At 65.3% G+C, this 19,393-nt stretch carries 23 protein-coding genes; 10 read left to right on the forward strand and 13 right to left on the reverse strand.

Going from position 1 to position 19,393, the window contains the following annotated elements:
- Window positions 1-143: 143 nt before the first annotated feature.
- From AC13CR_RS11540 to AC13CR_RS11575, 8 genes are all read left to right on the forward strand, one after another.
- Window positions 144-413, forward strand: coding sequence for a hypothetical protein (locus tag AC13CR_RS11540; protein ID WP_292952325.1), 270 nt, complete (start codon window positions 144-146; stop codon window positions 411-413).
- A gap of 26 nt (window positions 414-439) precedes the next feature.
- Window positions 440-763 carry a hypothetical protein gene (locus AC13CR_RS11545; RefSeq protein ID WP_292952327.1) on the forward strand — a complete coding sequence of 108 codons (324 nt, stop codon included), beginning with the start codon at window positions 440-442 and terminating at the stop codon, window positions 761-763.
- A gap of 61 nt (window positions 764-824) precedes the next feature.
- Window positions 825-1,466, forward strand: coding sequence for an SCO family protein (locus tag AC13CR_RS11550; RefSeq protein WP_482900776.1), 642 nt, complete (start codon window positions 825-827; stop codon window positions 1,464-1,466).
- Between the two features lie 208 nt (window positions 1,467-1,674).
- Window positions 1,675-2,169 (forward strand): hypothetical protein, encoded by a 495-nt coding sequence (locus AC13CR_RS11555; RefSeq protein WP_292978765.1) that lies wholly within the window; start codon window positions 1,675-1,677, stop codon window positions 2,167-2,169.
- Window positions 2,162-2,890: a cytochrome c biogenesis CcdA family protein gene (locus AC13CR_RS11560; protein ID WP_292952336.1), complete on the forward strand. Its 729-nt coding sequence runs from the start codon at window positions 2,162-2,164 to the stop codon at window positions 2,888-2,890. The genes AC13CR_RS11555 and AC13CR_RS11560 overlap by 8 nt, the downstream gene beginning before the upstream one ends.
- A 211-nt stretch (window positions 2,891-3,101) precedes the next feature.
- Window positions 3,102-3,401 (forward strand): TFIIB-type zinc ribbon-containing protein, encoded by a 300-nt coding sequence (locus tag AC13CR_RS11565; RefSeq protein ID WP_292952444.1) that lies wholly within the window; start codon window positions 3,102-3,104, stop codon window positions 3,399-3,401.
- 7 nt (window positions 3,402-3,408) lie between these two features.
- On the forward strand, window positions 3,409-4,326 hold the full coding sequence (locus tag AC13CR_RS11570) for a cation diffusion facilitator family transporter (RefSeq protein WP_292952339.1): 918 nt from the start codon (window positions 3,409-3,411) through the stop codon (window positions 4,324-4,326).
- Window positions 4,327-4,339: 13 nt separating this feature from the next.
- A complete protein-coding gene (locus tag AC13CR_RS11575; RefSeq protein ID WP_292952342.1) occupies window positions 4,340-4,792 on the forward strand; it encodes a hypothetical protein in 453 nt (150 codons plus the stop codon).
- A gap of 79 nt (window positions 4,793-4,871) precedes the next feature.
- On the opposite strand, the gene AC13CR_RS11580 is transcribed toward AC13CR_RS11575, so the two are convergent.
- The 3 genes from AC13CR_RS11580 to AC13CR_RS11590 all read right to left on the reverse strand — a co-directional run bounded on the left by AC13CR_RS11580 (window position 4,872) and on the right by AC13CR_RS11590 (window position 8,997).
- Window positions 4,872-5,909 (reverse strand): cytochrome c oxidase assembly protein, encoded by a 1,038-nt coding sequence (locus tag AC13CR_RS11580; protein ID WP_446232243.1) that lies wholly within the window; start codon window positions 5,907-5,909, stop codon window positions 4,872-4,874.
- 87 nt (window positions 5,910-5,996) lie between these two features.
- Window positions 5,997-6,995, reverse strand: coding sequence for a cytochrome c oxidase assembly protein (locus AC13CR_RS11585; protein WP_292952348.1), 999 nt, complete (start codon window positions 6,993-6,995; stop codon window positions 5,997-5,999).
- 1,120 nt (window positions 6,996-8,115) lie between these two features.
- Window positions 8,116-8,997: a MurR/RpiR family transcriptional regulator gene (locus AC13CR_RS11590; protein ID WP_292952351.1), complete on the reverse strand. Its 882-nt coding sequence runs from the start codon at window positions 8,995-8,997 to the stop codon at window positions 8,116-8,118.
- Between the two features lie 86 nt (window positions 8,998-9,083).
- On the opposite strand from AC13CR_RS11590, the gene AC13CR_RS11595 reads away from it, so the two are divergent.
- Together AC13CR_RS11595 and AC13CR_RS11600 are read left to right on the forward strand one after the other, a co-directional pair.
- A complete protein-coding gene (locus AC13CR_RS11595) occupies window positions 9,084-9,836 on the forward strand; it encodes a COG4280 domain-containing protein (protein ID WP_292952353.1) in 753 nt (250 codons plus the stop codon).
- Window positions 9,833-10,045, forward strand: coding sequence for a hypothetical protein (locus AC13CR_RS11600; RefSeq protein ID WP_292952356.1), 213 nt, complete (start codon window positions 9,833-9,835; stop codon window positions 10,043-10,045). Before AC13CR_RS11595 ends, AC13CR_RS11600 begins: the two co-directional genes overlap by 4 nt.
- A 104-nt stretch (window positions 10,046-10,149) precedes the next feature.
- On the opposite strand, the gene AC13CR_RS11605 is transcribed toward AC13CR_RS11600, so the two are convergent.
- The 10 genes from AC13CR_RS11605 to AC13CR_RS11650 all read right to left on the reverse strand — a co-directional run bounded on the left by AC13CR_RS11605 (window position 10,150) and on the right by AC13CR_RS11650 (window position 19,390).
- Window positions 10,150-11,616, reverse strand: coding sequence for a mannitol dehydrogenase family protein (locus AC13CR_RS11605; protein ID WP_292952359.1), 1,467 nt, complete (start codon window positions 11,614-11,616; stop codon window positions 10,150-10,152).
- Window positions 11,617-11,688: 72 nt separating this feature from the next.
- The gene (locus AC13CR_RS11610) at window positions 11,689-12,462 is read right to left on the reverse strand and encodes an L-iditol 2-dehydrogenase (RefSeq protein WP_292952362.1); all 774 of its coding nucleotides are present in this window, start codon (window positions 12,460-12,462) and stop codon (window positions 11,689-11,691) included.
- A complete protein-coding gene (locus AC13CR_RS11615; RefSeq protein WP_292952365.1) occupies window positions 12,459-13,463 on the reverse strand; it encodes an ABC transporter ATP-binding protein in 1,005 nt (334 codons plus the stop codon). The genes AC13CR_RS11610 and AC13CR_RS11615 overlap by 4 nt, the downstream gene beginning before the upstream one ends.
- A gap of 9 nt (window positions 13,464-13,472) precedes the next feature.
- Complete coding sequence (locus tag AC13CR_RS11620; RefSeq protein WP_482900777.1) at window positions 13,473-14,297, reverse strand: carbohydrate ABC transporter permease; 825 nt, start codon at window positions 14,295-14,297, stop codon at window positions 13,473-13,475.
- A gap of 9 nt (window positions 14,298-14,306) precedes the next feature.
- Window positions 14,307-15,176: a carbohydrate ABC transporter permease gene (locus tag AC13CR_RS11625; RefSeq protein WP_292952371.1), complete on the reverse strand. Its 870-nt coding sequence runs from the start codon at window positions 15,174-15,176 to the stop codon at window positions 14,307-14,309.
- A 99-nt stretch (window positions 15,177-15,275) separates the two neighbouring features.
- Window positions 15,276-16,598 carry an ABC transporter substrate-binding protein gene (locus AC13CR_RS11630; RefSeq protein ID WP_292952374.1) on the reverse strand — a complete coding sequence of 441 codons (1,323 nt, stop codon included), beginning with the start codon at window positions 16,596-16,598 and terminating at the stop codon, window positions 15,276-15,278.
- 143 nt (window positions 16,599-16,741) lie between these two features.
- On the reverse strand, window positions 16,742-17,698 hold the full coding sequence (locus AC13CR_RS11635; protein ID WP_292952377.1) for a sugar-binding transcriptional regulator: 957 nt from the start codon (window positions 17,696-17,698) through the stop codon (window positions 16,742-16,744).
- Window positions 17,695-18,396: an HAD family hydrolase gene (locus AC13CR_RS11640; RefSeq protein ID WP_482900778.1), complete on the reverse strand. Its 702-nt coding sequence runs from the start codon at window positions 18,394-18,396 to the stop codon at window positions 17,695-17,697. Before AC13CR_RS11640 ends, AC13CR_RS11635 begins: the two co-directional genes overlap by 4 nt.
- 36 nt (window positions 18,397-18,432) lie before the next feature.
- Window positions 18,433-19,032 carry a recombination mediator RecR gene (gene recR, locus AC13CR_RS11645; protein ID WP_292952383.1) on the reverse strand — a complete coding sequence of 200 codons (600 nt, stop codon included), beginning with the start codon at window positions 19,030-19,032 and terminating at the stop codon, window positions 18,433-18,435.
- A 13-nt stretch (window positions 19,033-19,045) separates the two neighbouring features.
- On the reverse strand, window positions 19,046-19,390 hold the full coding sequence (locus tag AC13CR_RS11650; RefSeq protein WP_292952386.1) for a YbaB/EbfC family nucleoid-associated protein: 345 nt from the start codon (window positions 19,388-19,390) through the stop codon (window positions 19,046-19,048).
- Window positions 19,391-19,393: the final 3 nt, after the last annotated feature.

The raw sequence follows: 19,393 nt of genomic DNA on the forward strand, positions 1-19,393 counted from the left end.
CTGTCCGGTGCAGGCGCGCCGCTGCGTGACGACCTGCGATGGATGCCTTCGCCCCGGCGGTCGGGATCATCGCGCGCGAGCCACCCCGGTGCCACGCCGCCGAGAGCCTTCAGACAACATCATTTTCGAGGAGAAACCGATCCATGTCCGAAACATCCACCCCACAGACCCGCCCCGCCCGGTTCAGGCTGCCGCTTGATCGCCGGGGCCTGGTGGTCGCTGCCATGGTCCTTGTCGGGGCCGGCCTCTGGCTGAACTGGGGCTGGGTCGCGGCGATCGGGGCCGCACCGCTGATCCTGGCGCTGGCCCCCTGTGCCGCCATGTGCGGCCTCGGATATTGCGCCACATGCAAAAGCAAGGGCGGTGACGCAGACAAGACCCCGGCCGACGCGCCGGGTGCAACGAGGGACTGAGACGAAACCCAACCAAGGAGACGACCATGAAGACGAATACCCGATTTGGCCTTGCCGCCGCGCTTGCGGCGATGATCGCAGCGCCGACGGCCTTTGCGCAGGATACCGCAGCCCCCGGAGATATGAAGCCGGGTGAATCCATGAATGGCGAGATGACCGGCGGCGACATGTCCGGCATGCAGGGTATGGAAGGCATGCAGGGAATGCAGGGGATGGAAGGCATGCAGGGGATGATGCCGATGATGCAGATGATGCAGCAGATGGGCCCGATGATGGCGGCCTGCACCGAGATGATGCAGACCATGACCGAGCAGATGAAATCCTCGGCGTCAGGCCAGAAGGAAGGTTGACCTCGATACCGCGCGGGCCCGAAGCCGGGCCCGCGCGGAACCTTCCTTCAATGAGATGACCATGACATCCACGACCCGTAACCTGCGCCATGTTCGGCTGGCGACCCTGGCTGCTGCGGCCGCGCTTCTGCTTTTGACAGGCGGCGCGCTGATCCTGCGCGCCTACACCCCGTCGCCGCCATCCCTGGCAACGACCGTCGGAGAGGCGGACGTTCGCTCTGAATTCTCGCTGATCGACCAGACCGGCACCGCCGTGACCGAGGCCGATTTCGCCGGCCGCTGGCAGCTTGTGTTCTTCGGCTTCACCAATTGTCCCGATATCTGTCCGACGACCCTAGCCTATATGGCAAGCGTGCTCGATCTTCTCGGACCCAGGGCCGAACAGGTTGCGCCGCTTTTCATCACCGTCGATCCGGCCCGCGACACCGTGCCCGTGATGGCGGAGTATGTCTCGAATTTCCATCCTCGCCTCGTCGGTCTGACAGGCAGCGACGCGCAGGTGGCAGACGCCGCGCAGAGTTTCCGGACCTGGTACACGCGGGTCGAAGAAAAAACGGTGCCCGATGGCTATCTGATGGCCCATGCCGGCTACATCTATCTGATGCGGCCCGACGGGCGTTTCGAGACCGTCGTCCAGGAGCGAGACCAGCCGCCCGAGGAACTGGCCCGTCGGATGTCGACCCTGATCGACGAAAGCATCTGATGCCGCCGTTGCCGCAACAATGGCCGGTCGCGGAGGCGACGCGGAGCCCGTCGCAGCTTGAAGCTCGGGACGCGCCGCGCACCGTGCCCGCGGGTCACGTGATTGCGCGCGGCGGACGCCCTTTCGGCGCAAGCCGTCGCGACAACGACCTGACCGTCGCGCCGCCACCCGGGCCGCCGCGGCACGACAACATTGTCCGACTGGTTCGATGATGACGACGATCTGTCCGACGGGAAGGCCCGACTGGCGGGTGGCGCTGCGGCGCTATCTTCTTTTTCTGGCCGCCGCGAACCTTCTGTGGGAATTCGCGCATCTGCCGCTTTATACCATCTGGCTGACCGCAAAGCCCCCGGAACTGGTCTTTGCGGTGCTGCATTGCACCGGCGGCGACGTGCTGATCGCGCTCAGCGCGATCGTGCTGGCGCTTTTGCTGTTTGGCAGTTCGGAATGGCCAAGGCTGGGTGCCGGACGCGTTCTTCTTGCCGTTCTGGCCTTCGGGATCGGCTACACCATCTTCAGCGAATGGCTGAACATCGTGGTCCGGCAGGCCTGGGCCTATCGCGACCTGATGCCGGTCATTCCGGTAATCGATACCGGTCTCAGTCCGTTCATGCAGTGGCTGGTCGTGCCGCTGGCCGCCTATTCCTACGCCACCGGCTGGCGACCATGGCGCCGCAAGAAAAGAGAGCCCGTACATGCCTGACCTTTCCCTGATCGGCCTGACCATCGTGCTGCTGGCGGGCGTGATTTCCTTTGCCTCGCCCTGCGTGTTGCCGTTGGTGCCGGGCTATGTCTCCTACATTGCCGGACGAACCGTCGGCGGCGCGGCGCGGCCCAGCCGTGGTCAATCCATCTGGCTCAGTCTGTTTTTCGTGCTGGGCTTCTCGACGATCTTCATGATCCTTGGCGCCTCGGCCACGGCTTTGGGCCAGTCGCTTCTGCGCTGGCGCTACGAGTTGAACATCATTGGCGGCGGCATCGTCGTCCTGTTCGGATTGTTCATGCTGGGCGCAGCGCGGATCCAGACGATGCAGCGGGATTTTCGCTTTCAGCTTGATCTGCCGGGCGGGCAGCCGGTGGCGTCCTATGTGCTCGGGCTTGCCTTCGGCTTCGGCTGGACCCCTTGCATCGGCCCGATCCTGGGCGCGATCCTGACCGCCAGCGCCGCCAGTGCCACGGTCGGGCAGGGGGTGGCGCTGCTGGGCGTGTATTCCATCGGGCTGGGCGTGCCGTTCCTGATCGTGGCCGCCTTCACAGACGGCCTTGCCGGCCGCCTGCGCGGCGCCCGCCGGCTTGGGCGCCGCCTGCATCAAATCGCGGGCGTGGTGATGATCGTGATGGGCGTTGCGATGATGACCGGCCAGCTGAGCGCGCTGTCCTACTGGATGCTGGATGCGTTTCCCGTGTTGGGCAGGATCGGCTGAGGCCGCGGAACCGGTATCACCGCGAAGCTCCGGCCTCGGGACGCGTCAGGAAATTTCTGCCGCGGCCCTTGAACCTCAAGCTACTGGAGATCCCATCTTGGGGAGACGAAAAGCGAAGGGGCGGCCGTGCCCCTGATCGGAACAGGAGGATCGACGGATGGTGGCTGACGTGAATGATGCCGGGCGCGGCCCGCAAGGGGGAGGCGGCAAGATGCGCTGCCCGGTCTGTGACGTGCCGCTGAGCATGGCCGACAGGCAGGGTGTCGAGATCGATTTCTGCCCCGATTGCCGGGGCGTCTGGCTGGACCGGGGCGAACTCGACAAGATCATCGAGCGCAGTGCGGCGGACGTGGCGCCACAGCGCGCGCCCGAACCGGCCGAACCGCGCGGCTATGCGGAAGAACGCGGCTATGGCGGCGGCTATGGCAAGCACGGTGGCGGGCACCATGGCAGCGGCTATGGCAAGCATGGCCGCCGCCGCAAATCCTGGCTCAGCGAAATCTTCGACTGAGACCGGCATGGGAGCGGGACATGATCACGGTGGCGGACAGGGCGGCGGAACCTCTGCCAGCCGCCACAAGGGCAGCCTTCGCTGGGCGCTGGCGCTGACCGGAACATTCCTCGTCGTCGAGGTGGTGGGCGGGCTGTGGACCGGCAGCCTGGCACTTCTGGCGGATGCCGCGCATATGGCGACCGACGTGGGCGGGCTGTTCATGGCCCTGGTCGCGGTGCGTTTTGCCGAACGGCCGGCGACGCCGCGGATGACCTTCGGCTATGTCCGCACCGAGGTGCTGTCGGCGTTGGTCAACGCCGTGGTGCTGCTGATCGTCACCGTTTTCGTGCTGCGCGAGGCCTGGGCGCGGCTTTTCGCGCCGCCCGAAATCCTCGGCGGCCCGATGCTGGCGGTGGCTGTGGCGGGGCTGATCGTCAACCTGATCTCGATGAAGATGCTTCATGCCGGGTCGCAGGAAAGCCTGAACCTCAAGGGCGCCTATTTCGAGGTGCTGGCCGACATGCTGGGTTCGGTCGGGGTGATCCTGGCCGCGCTGGTTGTGATGCTGACCGGCTGGACCATCGCCGATCCGATCATCGGCGCCGCCATCGGGCTGTTCATCGTGCCGCGCACCTGGATCTTGCTGAAAGGCGCGCTCAACATCCTGATGGAGGGAACGCCCGCCCATGTCGATACCGAGTTGCTGCGCCGGCGGCTGGCGGAAATTCCGGCCGTGACCGGGGTGCACGACCTGCATGTCTGGACCCTGACCTCGGGCCTCGACGCGATGAGTTGTCATCTGGTCGTGGACGACCCGGCCCGCGGCAGCGATGTGCTTGCCGCGGCCCGCAAGGCGATGAAAGAGGACTTCGCCATCACCCACACCACGATCCAGGTCGAGGACGCCGAGGCGGCCGAGACCGAGGATCCGAGCCATATGTGAGGACAGAGGCAGCATGGGAAACCATCTCTTTCGATCCGGGAAACACGGGCGCCGCGGGGACCGATATCGCGATGCCGGCAGGGGCGGCCACGGCGACGACCGCAGCGGCTTCGGCGACATCGCCCCGGCGCGCGGCCCGCGCATCGCTGGCGCGGTCCTTCTGGGCGGGCTGATCGTCTGGAGCCTTCTCGCGCTTGGCCTCTGGGCGCTGGTCGATCCGGTCCTGGCCTGGGCCGCGGGCATGACCGGCTCCGCCACCGATCTTGGCGTCGGTTTCGCGCGCTGGTTCGGCCTTGGCCGCGAGGCTTCGGCGTTGCGCGACGCGGCGAATGTCGATGGGCTGGTCGGCTGGGCGATAGGCCCGGTCCATGTCCTGGCCAAGGCTGGCCTGATCCTCATCTGGCTCGCCGGGGCGGCCGCGCTGGTCGTGCTGCCGGCGATCCTGCGTCGCCGATCCCGCTGGTGACATGCACTGAACGACGCTGATCCCCGCCGCCGATTGCGGCCCCGCGCGCGCGCCCGTCCGGCGTTTTTCGACCAGGCTGTCAGCCGACCGACAGGATGAAGATACCCGTGCCGAGGATCAGTCCGAATATCGTCAGCACCCCGAGGCCCAGAAGCAGACCCAGACGGTTGTTTGCCGCCGTCGCCGCGCGGGCCGGTCTTCTTCCATAGTCGCCGCCGGACGAAACCGAACCCCGGACCGGTCCGGCCATGTCCCGACCTCGCCGCAGCCGCTTTCCCTCCGTCCGGTTCCAGTCGAAGACGACAACCAGTATGGCGATCACCAGCATCATGCTGCCCGGCACCCAGAGGATAAAGCCGCCGGCGGTCTCGTCGGTCAAGGGCGCGATGCCGAAAAGCCGCCCCTCGATGTCGTAGGCGGTGTAGAGGATGCTGGTCTTGAAAACCGTGATCGCGCCGAGAAGAATGTTCGACACGATCGCCGCGAACAGCAGCACGACACGCAGAAAGTGCGACGGGTCAGAGGGCAGGTCGCGCCGGTCGAAGATCATCGCGAAGAACACCAGCCCGCCCGCCAGCATCGTCAGATGCATCGTCCAGTGGATCGCCGGATCAAGCAGGGCGGCGTTGTGGATCGGCGGAATCTGCCAGAAATAGAGCGATAGAAGAAAGATCACGAATGCCGTGACCGGGCCGGTCAGACGGCGGTAAAGTCCCGAGACCGCGCCGTCGGTCATCAGCGGCGCTACCAGCCACTTGCGCAGGAATTCCGGCAGGCCCGCGATCAGCAGGCCCTGAGGACGCGACAGAACGACCAGCATCGGCCCCACCATCCGAAGCAAAAGATGCTGGATCTGATGGGCGAGAAACAACCGTTCGCCCATCGGATCGACCGGCGATTGCAGCGACAGGAACAGCGCCAGGATTCCACCCCCGAAAAGGACATGCCGCAGGGCCGGGACCGGTCCTGTAACGGAACGGCGGCGCCACGCGCCGCGCAGGTAGACCGCCAGGATCAGCAGGATCGGACCGCTGATTTCGGGGGTGAGGTTCCAGGCCGTCCAGGCTTCGGCGGCCGAAAGGCCTTCGCCGCCATGAGCCAGCGCGACGGAAGGCATGGTCAGGGCCGCAACAGGCAGCAAGACGCGGGGCCGGATCGGACGAAGCCGGGCGGTTCGGGGTGCAGGGATCGGCATCTTGGTCTCTTAGAAGGCGTAGATGATTGTCGCGCCGGTAATGATCACGGTGGCGAACATCGCGACCGAAATCAGCGCCAGCGTGCGACCCATGCGGCGGTTTGACTCGGCCACCTTCAGTCGCAACTCATACGCGGTTTCGGGAAATTCGAGCGCGGCCGAGTTCGATCCGCTCCAGTTGTGCCGCGCGTTCCAGCGTCGGACCTCGGTCCGGTTCCAGCCGTTGAAGGCCAGGATGATGGCCGCCAGGATGACGAAGGACGAGGGAACCCAGATCGTGTAACCCCCGGTCGCCTCGTCGGCCATTGGCGCGAAATCCCACAGCCGTCCGGCGGCGTCATATGCGGGATAGAGCACCATCTCCTTCATCGTGGTGAGCGAGCCGAGCAGGATGTTCGAGACGATGACACCGACCAGCGCCAGAAGCCGCTTTCCGTGGGGTGCGCCCTCGGGCGGGCTGCGCCGGTCGAGCGTGACGGCAAAGAAGTTCAGACCCGCCAGCGTCATGCCGAGATGCGCCACAAGCGCCAGCGGCGGCATGGCGACCGCCGCGTTGTGCAGCACCGGCACCTGCCAGACATAGAGCGACGCGACCAGCAGGACGAAGCTTGTGCCGACGCGGGACAGGGCTCGCGCTGCGCTCTGTGCCGCGGGATGGTCTTTGCGCCGCCCGAGCCAGCGGCGAACCGGCCGGGGCAGACCCGCCCGCAGGACCGGCCAGGGATAGGCCAGGATGAACAGCAACGGCCCCAGCAGCCGGATGACCAGATGCTGAACCTGATGCGCCAGGAAAAGGCTTTGCCCCGCGCCCGCCAGCGGCCCTTCGAAGGCCAGGGCCAACAGCAGCATTCCGGCCGCGAACAGGCCGTGCCGGACCGGTCCGACCTGTTCGCCGACGATGCGGGGCCGGCCCATGCCGCGCAGATAGAGCCACGCGACGCCGCCAAGAACGGCAAGCGCGACCGGAGACAGGCTCGGTCCTAGCGGGTCGAGGATCGCGACGTTCATGCGGTGACCCGGTCCGGGCCGACCGCACCGGCGACGGATCGCCGAAAACCGCCAGCCGTCAGCGGCCGGGGGATTCGATGCGTGTCCCTGTCTCTGGGGTCCGACCGTCGGCGGCTTGCAGTTTCAAAGATCATTGCGCACGCGCGACCCGGATTGCAGGGATGGGAGGCACGGACCCGTGGGCTGCGGTCGAGCCCCGCCAGAACCATGCCGCCAGCATCGCGCCTTATGCATCAGTGGGCTCCAGCCGCCACAGCATCCGCAGGACGCTTGCGTCCGTATCTCGATGACCAGGCGCCTCATGGGCAAGGGCCCGGTTCGCTGTCCTGATCAGCAGGCCGCCCGCCGCAAATGCTTTTCATGCCCTGTCCCTTTTGCCTCTACGGAGGGATGGAAACCTCATTCGAGGGTCTGCCTACAACCTAAACCGGCTACAGGTTCAAGCAGAGAATGACCCGCGCGGCAATGTCGCGCCGCAATGTCGCACATGCTCCTGGAGGGGTCGCGCAGGCGGCGCTGCGGCGACCGGGTCGGAGAAAACAGCATCCGTTCTTCAGGCCGCCGGACGCAGCCGAGGTCATGCGGCCCGGCGGGCCCACGCACGGATCATGCCGCCAAAGCCGTGCCTTGCGCCTGGGGCCCTCGGTCATCTGCGTGCCGATGGCGTCGAAGAAGCCAGCGAACGCACCCGTTTGAACGGCCGATATCCGTTGCGGTTCATCAAGCAGACGGGCAAGGGGCCTTGCCCAGATCGGACAGGTCAGGTCTGCAATGGCCCGGTCGGTACGCCCGCCATCCCGCCTGGACGTTTCGCAGCCGCGGCGATGCGGTTCTGACCGGACATTCGTTGCCAGGCCAGCCCCCCAGCGGACCTGCTGCCGCCCCCCCCCACGCAGGCCGAGCCCCGACTGGCGTGCGTCCTGCCCGAGATGACGCTCGCGGACCTGCCGGTGTTCGTTCTCACGCACGAAAAATTCCGTGCCCTGTCTCGGATTCGCGCGGTCTTCGATGCGCTGGTCCAGAGAGCGGAAGACGTGACCGTGGGGCAGGGCGTCGCGCCCTGGGAAAGACGCGGCAGAGGTTCGGAAATGGCGGGCGAACGGCGCGAACCGGATCGCGGTCAAAGTCCCATGGCCGAACCTGCAAGCGCCTGCCGCGCGGCGTTCAATCGCTGAAGCGCCGATCTGGTCTTTTCGGGCTCGGATGCCGAAAGCGCGATCAGCAGCCCCTCCAGCAGGGCGAGGGTGCCCGCGTGAAGCCCGAAGCCGCCGGTCCGGCCGCGGGGAACCCGCACAAGGATGCCTGCGCGCAGATCGGGAATATGCGGTCCCATCGAGGTCACCAGAACCGAGCGCAGCTTCAGGCCGCTTGCCCTGTCGAACAGGGCCCGCACCTCGGGATAGGGGCGATCATAGGCCAGCGCGATCACCGCATCGCCCGGCCCGATGCCGATCAGATCATCGGCGAGTTGCAGTCCGGTGCGCAGGATGGCGCGTGCATCGAAACCCAGGCGCACCAGCTGCGCCGCGAAATAGCCGGCGATGAAGCCCGACGGACCGATGCCGAAGACATGAATCCGGCGCGCCGAACGCATCGTCATGACGAAATCCGAAACGAGCGCGGGCGCCATCGTCTCGATCGCCTCGAGAGCGTCACGAAACGCCTGTGCCGAAGACTCCAGTCCCGCCGCCCTGGCGGGCCGGGCCAGTTCATTGGCCATGCGATCGGCCAGGGTCAGGTCACGACGCAGATCCTCGGCAAGCGCGCGACGCAGTTCGGCAAGCCCGCCATAACCAAGCTTTCGCGCAGTTCGGATCACCGTCGCGTCACTGGTCTTCGCGGCCGTCGCGATTTCCGCCGCAGAGGCGCGCAGTCCATGCTCGCGATTGCGGGAAAGCCAGTCGATAACCCGCGCCTCGACCGCCGAAAGCCGCGACCCGACAGCCAGGATTCGCTGCGAGAAGGTTGCGTCCGTCGGGTCAGTCGTGTCGGTTTCGATCATGTTGAAAATGCTACCTCGATGATGTAGTAAACACAACAATAGAGTCGCGGCCGCACCGCAGCCAGGATCGATTGAGAGAAGGCTTCATGTCGCCGGATTTCTGGACCGCCCTTTTTCCCGCCGTCGCCGCGGCTTTCCTTGCATCCCTCGTCGAGGTGGTGGAGGCCTTCACGATCGTGTTGGCGGTGGGCACCACGCGCGGCTGGCGACCGGCCGTCGCCGGGGCCGCCGCGGCGATTGTCGTTCTGGGACTGATCGTTCTGACGCTGGGTCCGGCGCTTCGATTCATCCCGATCCGGACGCTGCAGCTTGTCGTGGGGATCCTGCTGCTGCTGTTCGGCACGGGCTGGCTGCGAAAGGCCGTTCTTCGCTGGGCCGGCGTGATCGCGCTGCATGACGAGAGCGCGGCTTACGCAAGGGAAGCCGCCGATCTGAGGTCACGGACGGGGGCGCCGCGGACATTGCGGTGGATTGCAGGCATCGCCGCGTTCAAGGCCGTTCTTCTCGAAGGCCTGGAGGTCGCTTTCATCGTCATCGCCATCGGTGCCGGCAAGGGCCTGCTGTGGGAGGCCTCGCTTGGCGCCCTTGCCGCCTGCGCCCTGGTGCTGGTCCTGGGCGCCGCTCTGCGCAAGCCCTTGGCCCAGGTTCCTGAAAATACGCTGAAGTTCGGGGTTGGCGTCATGCTGTCGGCCTTTGGCGTGTTCTGGACCGGCGAAGGGCTGGGCGTGCGGTGGCCTGGTGCGGATCTCGCACTCTTGCCCCTGGCGGCGCTTTTCCTGTTGGCGGGCATCGGCCTTGCCCATCTGGCGCGCGCCTTGGCCGCGGGGCGGCCGGCATGACAATCCTGGGCGATGTCTTCAGGGAGCTTTTCGGGATGTTCGTGGCCGACCTGCGGCTGACGCTGTCGGTTCTGGGTGGCGTTCTGCTTGTCGCCATCCTGATGAACAGCGCCGTGCTGGGGCCCGTCGCGGCAGGGTTCGTGCTGGCGCTTGGTTGCGTCCTGATCCTTGTCGAAACGGTCCTGCGCGAGACGCGCCGCGGCAAGTGATGCAGGGGCGCGGCCGGCTGGTCCGCCATTCCGGTGTCTGGGCGATCGCATGGCGGCGTGGGCCTTGCGGCGACAGCGGGCGTCAGGACGGCGGGGCCACCGCGTCAGCCCAGATAGGTCCTGATCGCGGCGCCGACACCCTGATCCTGCACCAGTCTCAGCTTGCGGGCGAAAGCGTCCTGAAAGCGCGGATTGTCGGCCAGTGCGCCAAAGACGGCACGGTTCGACAGGAAGGCCAAAGGATCGCGGCGCGCGGCCAGGGCATAGTCGCGCAATGCGTCGCTGTTCTCGTCATTGGGCGCGATCTCGTTTCCGGCCTCGTCGATACGTTCGCAATAGCGGCACCAGAAGGCGACCTCTTGCGCCAGCCCGTCGATGGCGGCATCCGATCGCAACGCGTCGGCCAAAGTCGGCAGGATGAATTTCGGCTGCCGGTTAGACCCGTCGAGGCACAGCCGCGGGATGGTGTCGCCGATTTCCGGATTTGCGAAACGGCCGAGGATGAGGTCGAGATAATCCTCGTAGCTGACGCCCTCGATCGGGGGCAGGGTCGGGATGATCTCGCGTTCCTCCAGCGCGCGCAGCCAGGCGGCGATCCGGGGATCGGCCATCGCATCATGGACGAAGTGGTGGCCCAGCAGCGCGGAAGGATAGGCGATGGCGGCGTGACCGCCATTCAGGATACGCAGCTTCATCAATTCGTGCCGGCTGACATCGGTCACGAATTCAGCGCCGACCTTTTCCAGCGGCGGGCGGCCCTGCGGGAAATTGTCTTCCAGCACCCATTGGCGGAAGGGTTCACAGACCACGGGCGCGGCGTCGATGATGCCGAATTTGTCCCGCACCAGCGCGCGTTCGCGGTCCGAGGTGGCGGGGGTGATGCAATCGACCATGGAATTCGGGAATGCCACATTCTGGCGGATCCATTCGGCCAGGCCGGGATCGGACAACTGCGCCAGTTCTGTCACGGTGCGCGCGCAGACATGACCGTTTTCGGGCAGGTTGTCGCAGGACATGACCGTGAAGGGCGCCTCACCCGCCGCGCGGCGCGCGCGCAACGCCGCCAGGATCATGCCGAAGACGGTGCGCGGCGCGTCCGGATTGTCGGCGTCGTGGGCGATATCGGGATGGGCCGCGTCGAAGCCGTCGGTCTTGGCATCGACGTAGTAGCCGCCCTCGGTGATGGTCAGCGACACGATCCGGATCGCGGGATCGGCCATCGCGGCGATGACCCTGGCCGGATCGACCTCGACGAAATCGACCATCGAGCCGATGACGCGGGCGCTCAGGCCCTTCGGGTCCAGTTCGACCACCGTCGTCAGCCAGTCCTGCGCCGCCAGTCGGTCGCGCATCGCCGCATCGCCCGGACGGACGCCCGCGCCGATCAACGCCCAGTCATGCCCCTCGCCGGTGTCGAACAGCCGGTCCAGGTAGAAAGCCATGTGCGCGCGGTGAAAATTGCCGATGCCCACATGCAGGATACCGGGTTTCAGCGCGCCGCGATCATAGCCGGGGCGCCCGACATGGTCGGGCAGATCGCTCAGCATGGATTGCGAAAGTGTGGCGGCCATGTCTGGACCTTTCTTCGAAAAACGCCCGCGGAGGACGCGGGCCTCGGGGCAGGGGGCAAGGCGTCGCGCGGATCAGCTCATCCATTGTCCGCCATCGACATTGTAGGTCTGGGCGAGGATGTAATCGGCCTCGTTCGAGGCGAGGAAGATGGCCATCCCGGTCAGGTCGGCAGCGGTTCCCATGCGGCCATGGGGAACGGCGGCGGCGACCTCGGCCTTTTTCTGGCCGGGCTCCTTGCCTTCGTATTTCGCGAAGAAGGCATCCACGCCGTCCCAGTGTTCGCCTTCCACGACGCCTGGCGCGATGGCGTTGACGTTGATGCCATGGCGGATCAGGTTCAGGCCCGCCGATTGCGTCAGGCTGATGACGGCAGCCTTGCTGGCGCAATAGACGGCGACCAGCGGTTCGCCGCGGCGCCCGGCCTGGCTGGCCATGTTGATGATGCGCCCGCCGCTGCCGCGACGGATCATGACACGCGCGACCGCCTGCATCATGAACAGGGTCCCCGAGACGTTGACGGCGAAGATGCGATCGTAATCGGCGCGCGTGATCTCGGTCAGGGGGGCGGCGGTGAACAGGGCCGCGTTGTTGACAAGGATGTCGATGCCACCAAAGGCCTCCTCGACCTCGGCCACGCAGGTGTCGATCGATTTCTGGTCGGTCACGTCCAGCCGCACCGCGATGGCGGCATCGCCAAGTGCCGCGGCGGCATCCGCCGCGGCCTGGGCATTGATGTCGCAGATCGCCACCCGCGCGCCCTCGGCCGCATAGGCGCGGGCGAATTCCAGCCCGATGCCGCGTGCCGCGCCGGTGATCAGTGCGGATTTGCCGTCCAGTCGCATCATGCGATCCGGTCTCCGGTCTTGTCGAACCGGTGAATGCGCTCTTCGTTCGGCGTCAGCCAGACGGTGTCGCCGTGCCGAAAGCCCAATTCACCGTCCGAGCGAACGGTGATGGTTTCGGTCAGCCCGGTTTCCTCGACATAGAAGAAGCTGTCCGAGCCCAGATGTTCGCTGACGCCGATCCGTCCCTTCCATTTCCCGCCCTCGGCCGAGATGGCGATGTGTTCGGGACGCACGCCGATGGTCTCGGCCCCGTATTCGGCGGCGGTCGGACCCGAAAAGAGGTTCATCCTCGGGCTGCCGATGAAACCTGCAACGAAGACGTTCCTGGGGCGCAGATACAGATCCAGCGGGCTGCCGACCTGTTCGATCCGCCCGGCCTGCAGCACCACGATCTTGTCGGCCATGGTCATCGCCTCGACCTGGTCGTGGGTGACATAGATCATCGTGGTCTTCAGCCGGTTGTGCAATTCGCTGATTTCCAGCCGCATTCCCACGCGCAGCGCGGCATCCAGGTTTGACAGCGGTTCGTCGAACAGGAAGGCCGAGGGTTCGCGCACGATCGCGCGGCCGATGGCGACGCGCTGGCGCTGGCCGCCCGACAACTGGCCGGGCCGGCGGTCCAGGTAATTGGTCAGGTTCAGCGCCTTGGCCGCGGCCTCGATCCGGCGGTCCTGTTCGTCCTTGGACAAGCCGGCCATCCGCATCGGGAAGGCGATGTTCTTCCTGACCGACATGTGCGGGTAAAGCGCATAGGACTGGAACACCATCGCCAGCCCGCGTTTCGCCGGCGAGGCATCCGTGGCATCGGTGCCGTCGATCAGGATGCGCCCGCCGCTGACATCTTCCAGCCCCGCGATCAGGCGCAGCAGGGTGGACTTGCCGCAGCCCGAGGGCCCCACGAAGACCACGAATTCGCCGTCCTCGATGGTCAGGTCCAGCGGCGGGATAACCTCGACCTCGCCGAACCGCTTGGCCACCTCTTCCAGGGTGATCTGTCCCATCGTGGTCTCCTATTTCACCGCGCCGAAGGTCAGGCCGCGGACAAGTTGTTTCTGGCTGAACCAGCCCAGGATCAGGATCGGGGCGATCGCCATGGTCGATGCCGCCGAAAGTTTCGCCCAGAACAGCCCCTGCGGGCTGGAGAACGAGGCAATGAAGGCCGAGAGCGGCGCGGCATTGGTGGTGGTCAGCTGGATCGTCCAGAACGCCTCGTTCCAGGCCAGGATGATGTTCAAAAGCAGGGTCGAGGCGATGCCCGGCACCGCCATCGGCGTCAGCACATACAGGATCTCGTCCCGCAGGCTGGCGCCGTCCATCCGCGCGGCTTCCAGGATCTCGCCCGGAATCTCGCGGAAATAGGTATAGAGCATCCAGACCACGATCGGCAGGTTCATCAGCATCAGCACGACGACCAGCCCGGTCCGGGTGTCCATCAGCCCGGTGCGCAGGAAGATCAGATAGATCGGCACCAGCACCGCGACGGCCGGCATCATCTTGGTGGACAGCATCCACATCAGGATGTCCTTGGTGCGCTTGGTGGGCGAGAAGGCCATTGCCCAGGCCGCCGGAATCGCCACGATCAGCGCCAGCAGCGTCGAGCCGACCGCGATCACGACCGAGTTGGAAAACGGCCGCCAGTAGTTGTTCTGGCTCTGCACCGCCTCGTAACTGGACAGGCTGAAGGAGGGGATCAGGTTGAAGCCGGAAATCGCCTCCTGCTCGGTCTTCAGGCTGGTGATGATCGTGTAGAGGATCGGAAAGAAGATGATCAGCGCCACCGACCAGGCGGCGATGGTCCAACCGATCTTCGCGTTTCTGGAAACCGCGCGTGCCATGATGTCCCCTCAGTCCAGGTTCCGGCCGACGGCGCGCATCAGGAAGATGGCGACGATATTGGCCAGGATGACGGCGATGATCCCGCCCGCCGCGGCGCCGCCGATATCGAAGTTCAGCCGGGCGGCGCGGTAGATCAGGAAGGTCAGGTTGGTCGAGGCGAAACCCGGTCCGCCATTGGTGGTCACCAGGATTTCCGCGTAGATCCCCAGCAGGAAGATGGTCTGGATCAGGATGACCACGGTGATTGCGCGGGCCATATGCGGCAGCACCAGATGGATGAAGCGGCTGATTGCGGGCGCTCCGTCCATTTCCGCGGCCTCCATCTGCTCGCCATCCAGCGATTGCAGCGCGGTCAGCAGGATCAGCGTTGCGAAGGGCAGCCATTGCCAGGCGACGATGATGATGATCGACAGCAAAGGAAATTGCGCGAACCAGTCCACCGGGCTTGCGCCAAAGAACTTGGCGATGTCGGCGAACACCCCGTAGCTGGGATGCATGATCATGTTTTTCCAGATCAGGGCCGCGACCGGCGGCATGACGAAGAAAGGGCTGATCACCAGGATCCGCACGATACCCTGTCCGAAGATCGGCTTGTCGATCAGCATGGCGATGCCGATGCCGCCGCAGACGGTGATCAGCAGGACGCCCAGGACCAGCACGATCGTGTTCCAGATCGATTCAAGGAAGGCCGGATCGGTGTAGAAATATTGATAGTTGAACCAGCCCGCCCAGCTTGTGACACTGGGATTGAGCAGGTTGTAGTTCAGGAACGAATAGTAAAGCGTCATTCCCAGCGGGATTACCATCCAGATCAGCAAAAGGATGATCGCTGGTGCGCGCATCAGCCGCGCGAGGCTGGCGGTCTGGCGTGTTGCCATGATCTTGCTCCTCCTCGGGCGGCGGGGCCACGCGGCCCGCGCCTTCCCCCCATTCCTTGTCGCGCCGCCCGGACGGGCCGGACGGCGCTATTTCAAAGCCTACTTGATGTAGCCCGACCGCGTCATCTCGCGGGTGGTATTGGACTGCGCAGCGGCCAGGGCGTCCTCGGCCGACATCTGCCCGGCCAGTGCGGCCGAGAATTGCTGGCCCACCGCCGTGCCGATCCCCTGGAATTCCGGGATCGCGACAAATTGCCCCCCCGTATAGGGAATATCCTGAACCGAGGATTTCTGCGTATTCGCCGAATCGATGGATTTCAGCGTCATCGCGGCGAAAGGCGCCTCTTTCTGGTATTCGGGATTCTCATAAAGCGAGGTCCGCGTGCCCGGAGGTGCGGCGCGCCAGCCATCCTTGCTGGCAACCAACTCGGTATAGCCCTTCGATGTTGCCCAGGCGATGAACTGCTTCGCCGCATCCTGTTGCTTCGACGAGGCCGGGATCGCCAGGCTCCATGCCCACAGCCAGTTGCCGTGATTGTCCACGCCTTCCTTGTTGGGGAATTGCGCGAAGCCCACGCTGTCGGCCACTTTAGAGTTTTCCGGGTCGGTCACGAAGCTGGCGGCGACGGTCGCGTCGATCCACATGCCGCATTTTCCCTGCTGGAACAGCGACAGGTTCTCGTTGAAGCCGTTGGACGAGGCACCCGGCGGACCGTAATTGGTCATCAGGTCCAGATAATCGGTCAATGCCGCCTTCCATTCCGCGCTGTCGAATTGCGGTTTCCAGTCCATGTCGAACCAGCGCGCGCCATAGCTGTTGGCCATTGCGGTCAGGAAGGCCATGTTCTCGCCCCAGCCGGGCTTGCCGCGCAGGCAGATGCCGTAGGTTTCATTGGCCTTGTCGGTCATCTTTTCGGCGGCGGTCTTGATATCGGCCCAGGTCGGGCTGTCGGGAATGGTGACACCGGCCTTTTCGGCCAGGTCGGTGCGATACATCACCATCGCGGATTCGCCATAGAAGGGGGCCGCATAAAGCGTGCCATCGACCGACAGCGCCTCGCGGACGGCGGGCAGCAGGTCGCCGGCGTCGTAATCGGCGCCCAGATCGTCCAGCGGCACCAGCCATTGTTGCTTGGCCCAGATCGGAACCTCGTAGGTGCCGATGGTCAGCACGTCATACTGGCCGCCCTGCGTGGCGATGTCGGTGGTTACGCGCTCGCGCAGGATGTTCTCTTCCAGTGTCACCCATTCAAGCTTGATGTCGGGGTTCTTCTCGGTGAAGTCGCTGGTCAGACCCTGCATCCGGATCATGTCGCCGTTATTGACGGTGGCGATGGTCAGCGTGGTTTCCTGCGCCGCGGCAATGCCGCCCACGGCGCAAAGCGCGGAAGCGCCCAGCAGGGCGCGGATGGTCGTCTTCATGTAGTTCCTCCCTTGGCGGTTGGGCATTTGCTCTACCGGTGGGCAAATATTCATCTTCCTGCCCGATTCTGTCAATACATTTGCAGGCAAGGTCCGGTCTTCCCGTGCAAATGGCCGATATGAATGGATTTTCTCGGTTCCGATCATGTCAGTAGTCGCTCTGCAGTGGCTTCCGAGGTGATCAGACCGTTGATCAGATGCCCGGTCAGGGCGGCGCGAATCGCGGGCAGCTTGGCCTCGCCTGTGGCCACCGCGATCACCGGGCGATCGGCGGCGCGTGGCAGCGGGGCCGAGGCCACGCGGGCGTTGAAATCGCAATCGATCACCTTGCCTGCCCGGTCATAGACCCAACTGGTGATCTCGCCCACGGCACCGGCGGATTTCAGATCCTCCATTTCGGCGGCACTGGCGAATCCATCCACAAACAGCGGTGCGCTGGTGTCCATCTGTCCGATCCCGACCAGAGACAGGTCCGCCTCTTCGCATTGACGCAGGGTGTTGCGGACTGCCTCTTGTTCGCGCATCGCAGCCAGTTCCGTGGCGCTGCGGGCCAGAACCGGCAGCGGATAGGGGTAATGGGCTGCGCCGATCCTTTCGGCCAGACGGATCGTCGCGTTATAGGGCGAGGCGGATCCGTCCTGCATCATGTTGCCCAGACGCGAGACGACGACGTGCTGCGGGCAGGACATGCGCGGCAATTGCTCGACCGTCGCTTTCAGCGCCCGCCCGGTCCCGAGGCTGACAACCCGGCGTTCGGACGATTTCAGCACCCGCTCAAGCTCGGCCGCCGCCGAGATGGCTATGCCGGTCAGCAGATCGGGCGCTTCGGGGTCCGAGGGCACCACCTCGCAGCTTTTCAGCCCGAAACGGTGTTTCATCTCATAGGCAAGGTCCATGCAGCGACCGATCGGATGATCCAGGCGCACCTTGACCAGCCGTTCGGCCACCGCCATTGCCACAAGGCGTTGCGCCGATTGGCGGCTGACGCCCAGCTTGCGCGCGATCTCGTCCTGCGTGTTGCCGGCCACGTAATACAGCCAGCCGGCGCGTGCCGCATCGTCCAGGCGCGTCGCCTCGGGGGTGAAGCGTCCATGGGTCATGGCCTGGCCTGTCCCTCCTCCAGCCTCATCAAGAGGTGCGCGAAATCGGCCCAGTTGTCAAAGCTTTCGGTCGGGCCATCGCCGGGGCCGGCGCCCGACAGATGGCTTCCGCCGGTATAATGCAGATGCGGCATCCCCGCCGCAGCCGCCGCCTGAAGGCCCGGCGCGCTGTCCTCGACCACCAGGCAGGCCGGGGGCGGGACGCCCATTCGGCGGGCCGCGAACAGGAACAGATCAGGCGCCGGCTTGCCGCGTTCGACCTGGCTTGCGGTAAAGACATCGGCGTTGAAAAACGCTGTCAAACCAAGGATTTCAAGTGTCTTATTCACCCGCGGCCTGCTTGAGGAGGTGGCCACGCAGACCGGCCGGTCCAGGGCCTCGATCATGCGCGCGAACCCCGGCGTCGGGCGTAGCTCGGTCTCGAACCGGGACAGCAGGCGGCTGCGGTAGTCGGCCTCGAAACCGGGCGGCAAGGCGCGGTCATGGCGGCGGCGTATGGTTTCGGCCACGGTGGGAAAGCTGCGCCCCAGGAAATCGCGGCGCACATCCTCGGCGCTCAGCGCAAGCCCTTCGGCGGCGAGTTGTTGGATGAGCACCTCGGCCGAAAGGATTTCGCTGTCGGCAATGACACCGTCGCAATCGAAGATGACCAGATCGACCTTCACCACGCACCCCTTGTTCGATGAGGGCGGCAGCATAGCGCCCGCCCGCCCTGCCGCAAGGGATTGCGAATTCTAAAGCCTTCGTCTTGCCCGCAGCGCAGCGCTGATCGTGCCGTCGTCCAGATAATCCAGCTCTCCGCCGATGGGAACGCCCTGGGCAAGGCCGGTCACGACGACACCGCTGCCCGCCAGCGCCTCGGCGATGTAATGGGCGGTGGTCTGGCCATCGACGGTGGCGTTCAGCGCCAGGATCACCTCGGTCACGCCATCGCGGCAGACACGATCCACCAGGGTGGGGATCCCCAGATCCTCGGGGCCAACCTCGTCCAGCGCCGACATCGTGCCGCCCAGGACATGATAGCGGCCGCCAAAGACGCGCCCCCGTTCCAGCGCCCACAGATCGGCCACGTCCTCGACGACGCAGATTTCGCCATTGGCGCGGCGCGGATCGGCACAGATCGCGCATTCGTCGCGATCGGTGATGTTGCCGCAGGTCAGACATTCGCGCGAATTGACCGCGACCCTGTCCAGAAGCTGGGAAAGCTGCACCATCTGGCCGCTGCGCTTGCGGATCAGCGCCAGAACGATGCGCCGCGCAGAACGCGGACCCAGCCCCGGCAGCCGCGCCATCAGCGCCACCAGAGCCTGAATGTCGTCGCTGCCCTCGGCCATTTCTGACAGGGGCCTAGAACGGAAGCTTCATGTCCGGCGGCAAGCCCAGTTCCGAGGTCATGCGCGACATTTCCGACTGCATCCTGTCCTGCGCCCGCTTCTGCGCATCCTTGATCGCGGCGAGGATCAGATCCTCGACCACCTCTTTCTCGCTGGGCTGGAAGATCGAGGGATCGATCTCCAGCGCGGTCAATTCGCCCCTGGCGGTGGCGGTCGCCCTGACCAGCCCGGCGCCGGATTCGCCGGTCACCGTCACCGATGCAAGATCATCCTGCATCTTCTGCATCCTGTCCTGCATCTCCTTGGCGGCCTTCATCATCTTGGACATGTCGCCCAAACCGCCCAGACCTTTCATCATCGT

This window comes from Paracoccus sp. L-17 (assembly GCF_056857655.1).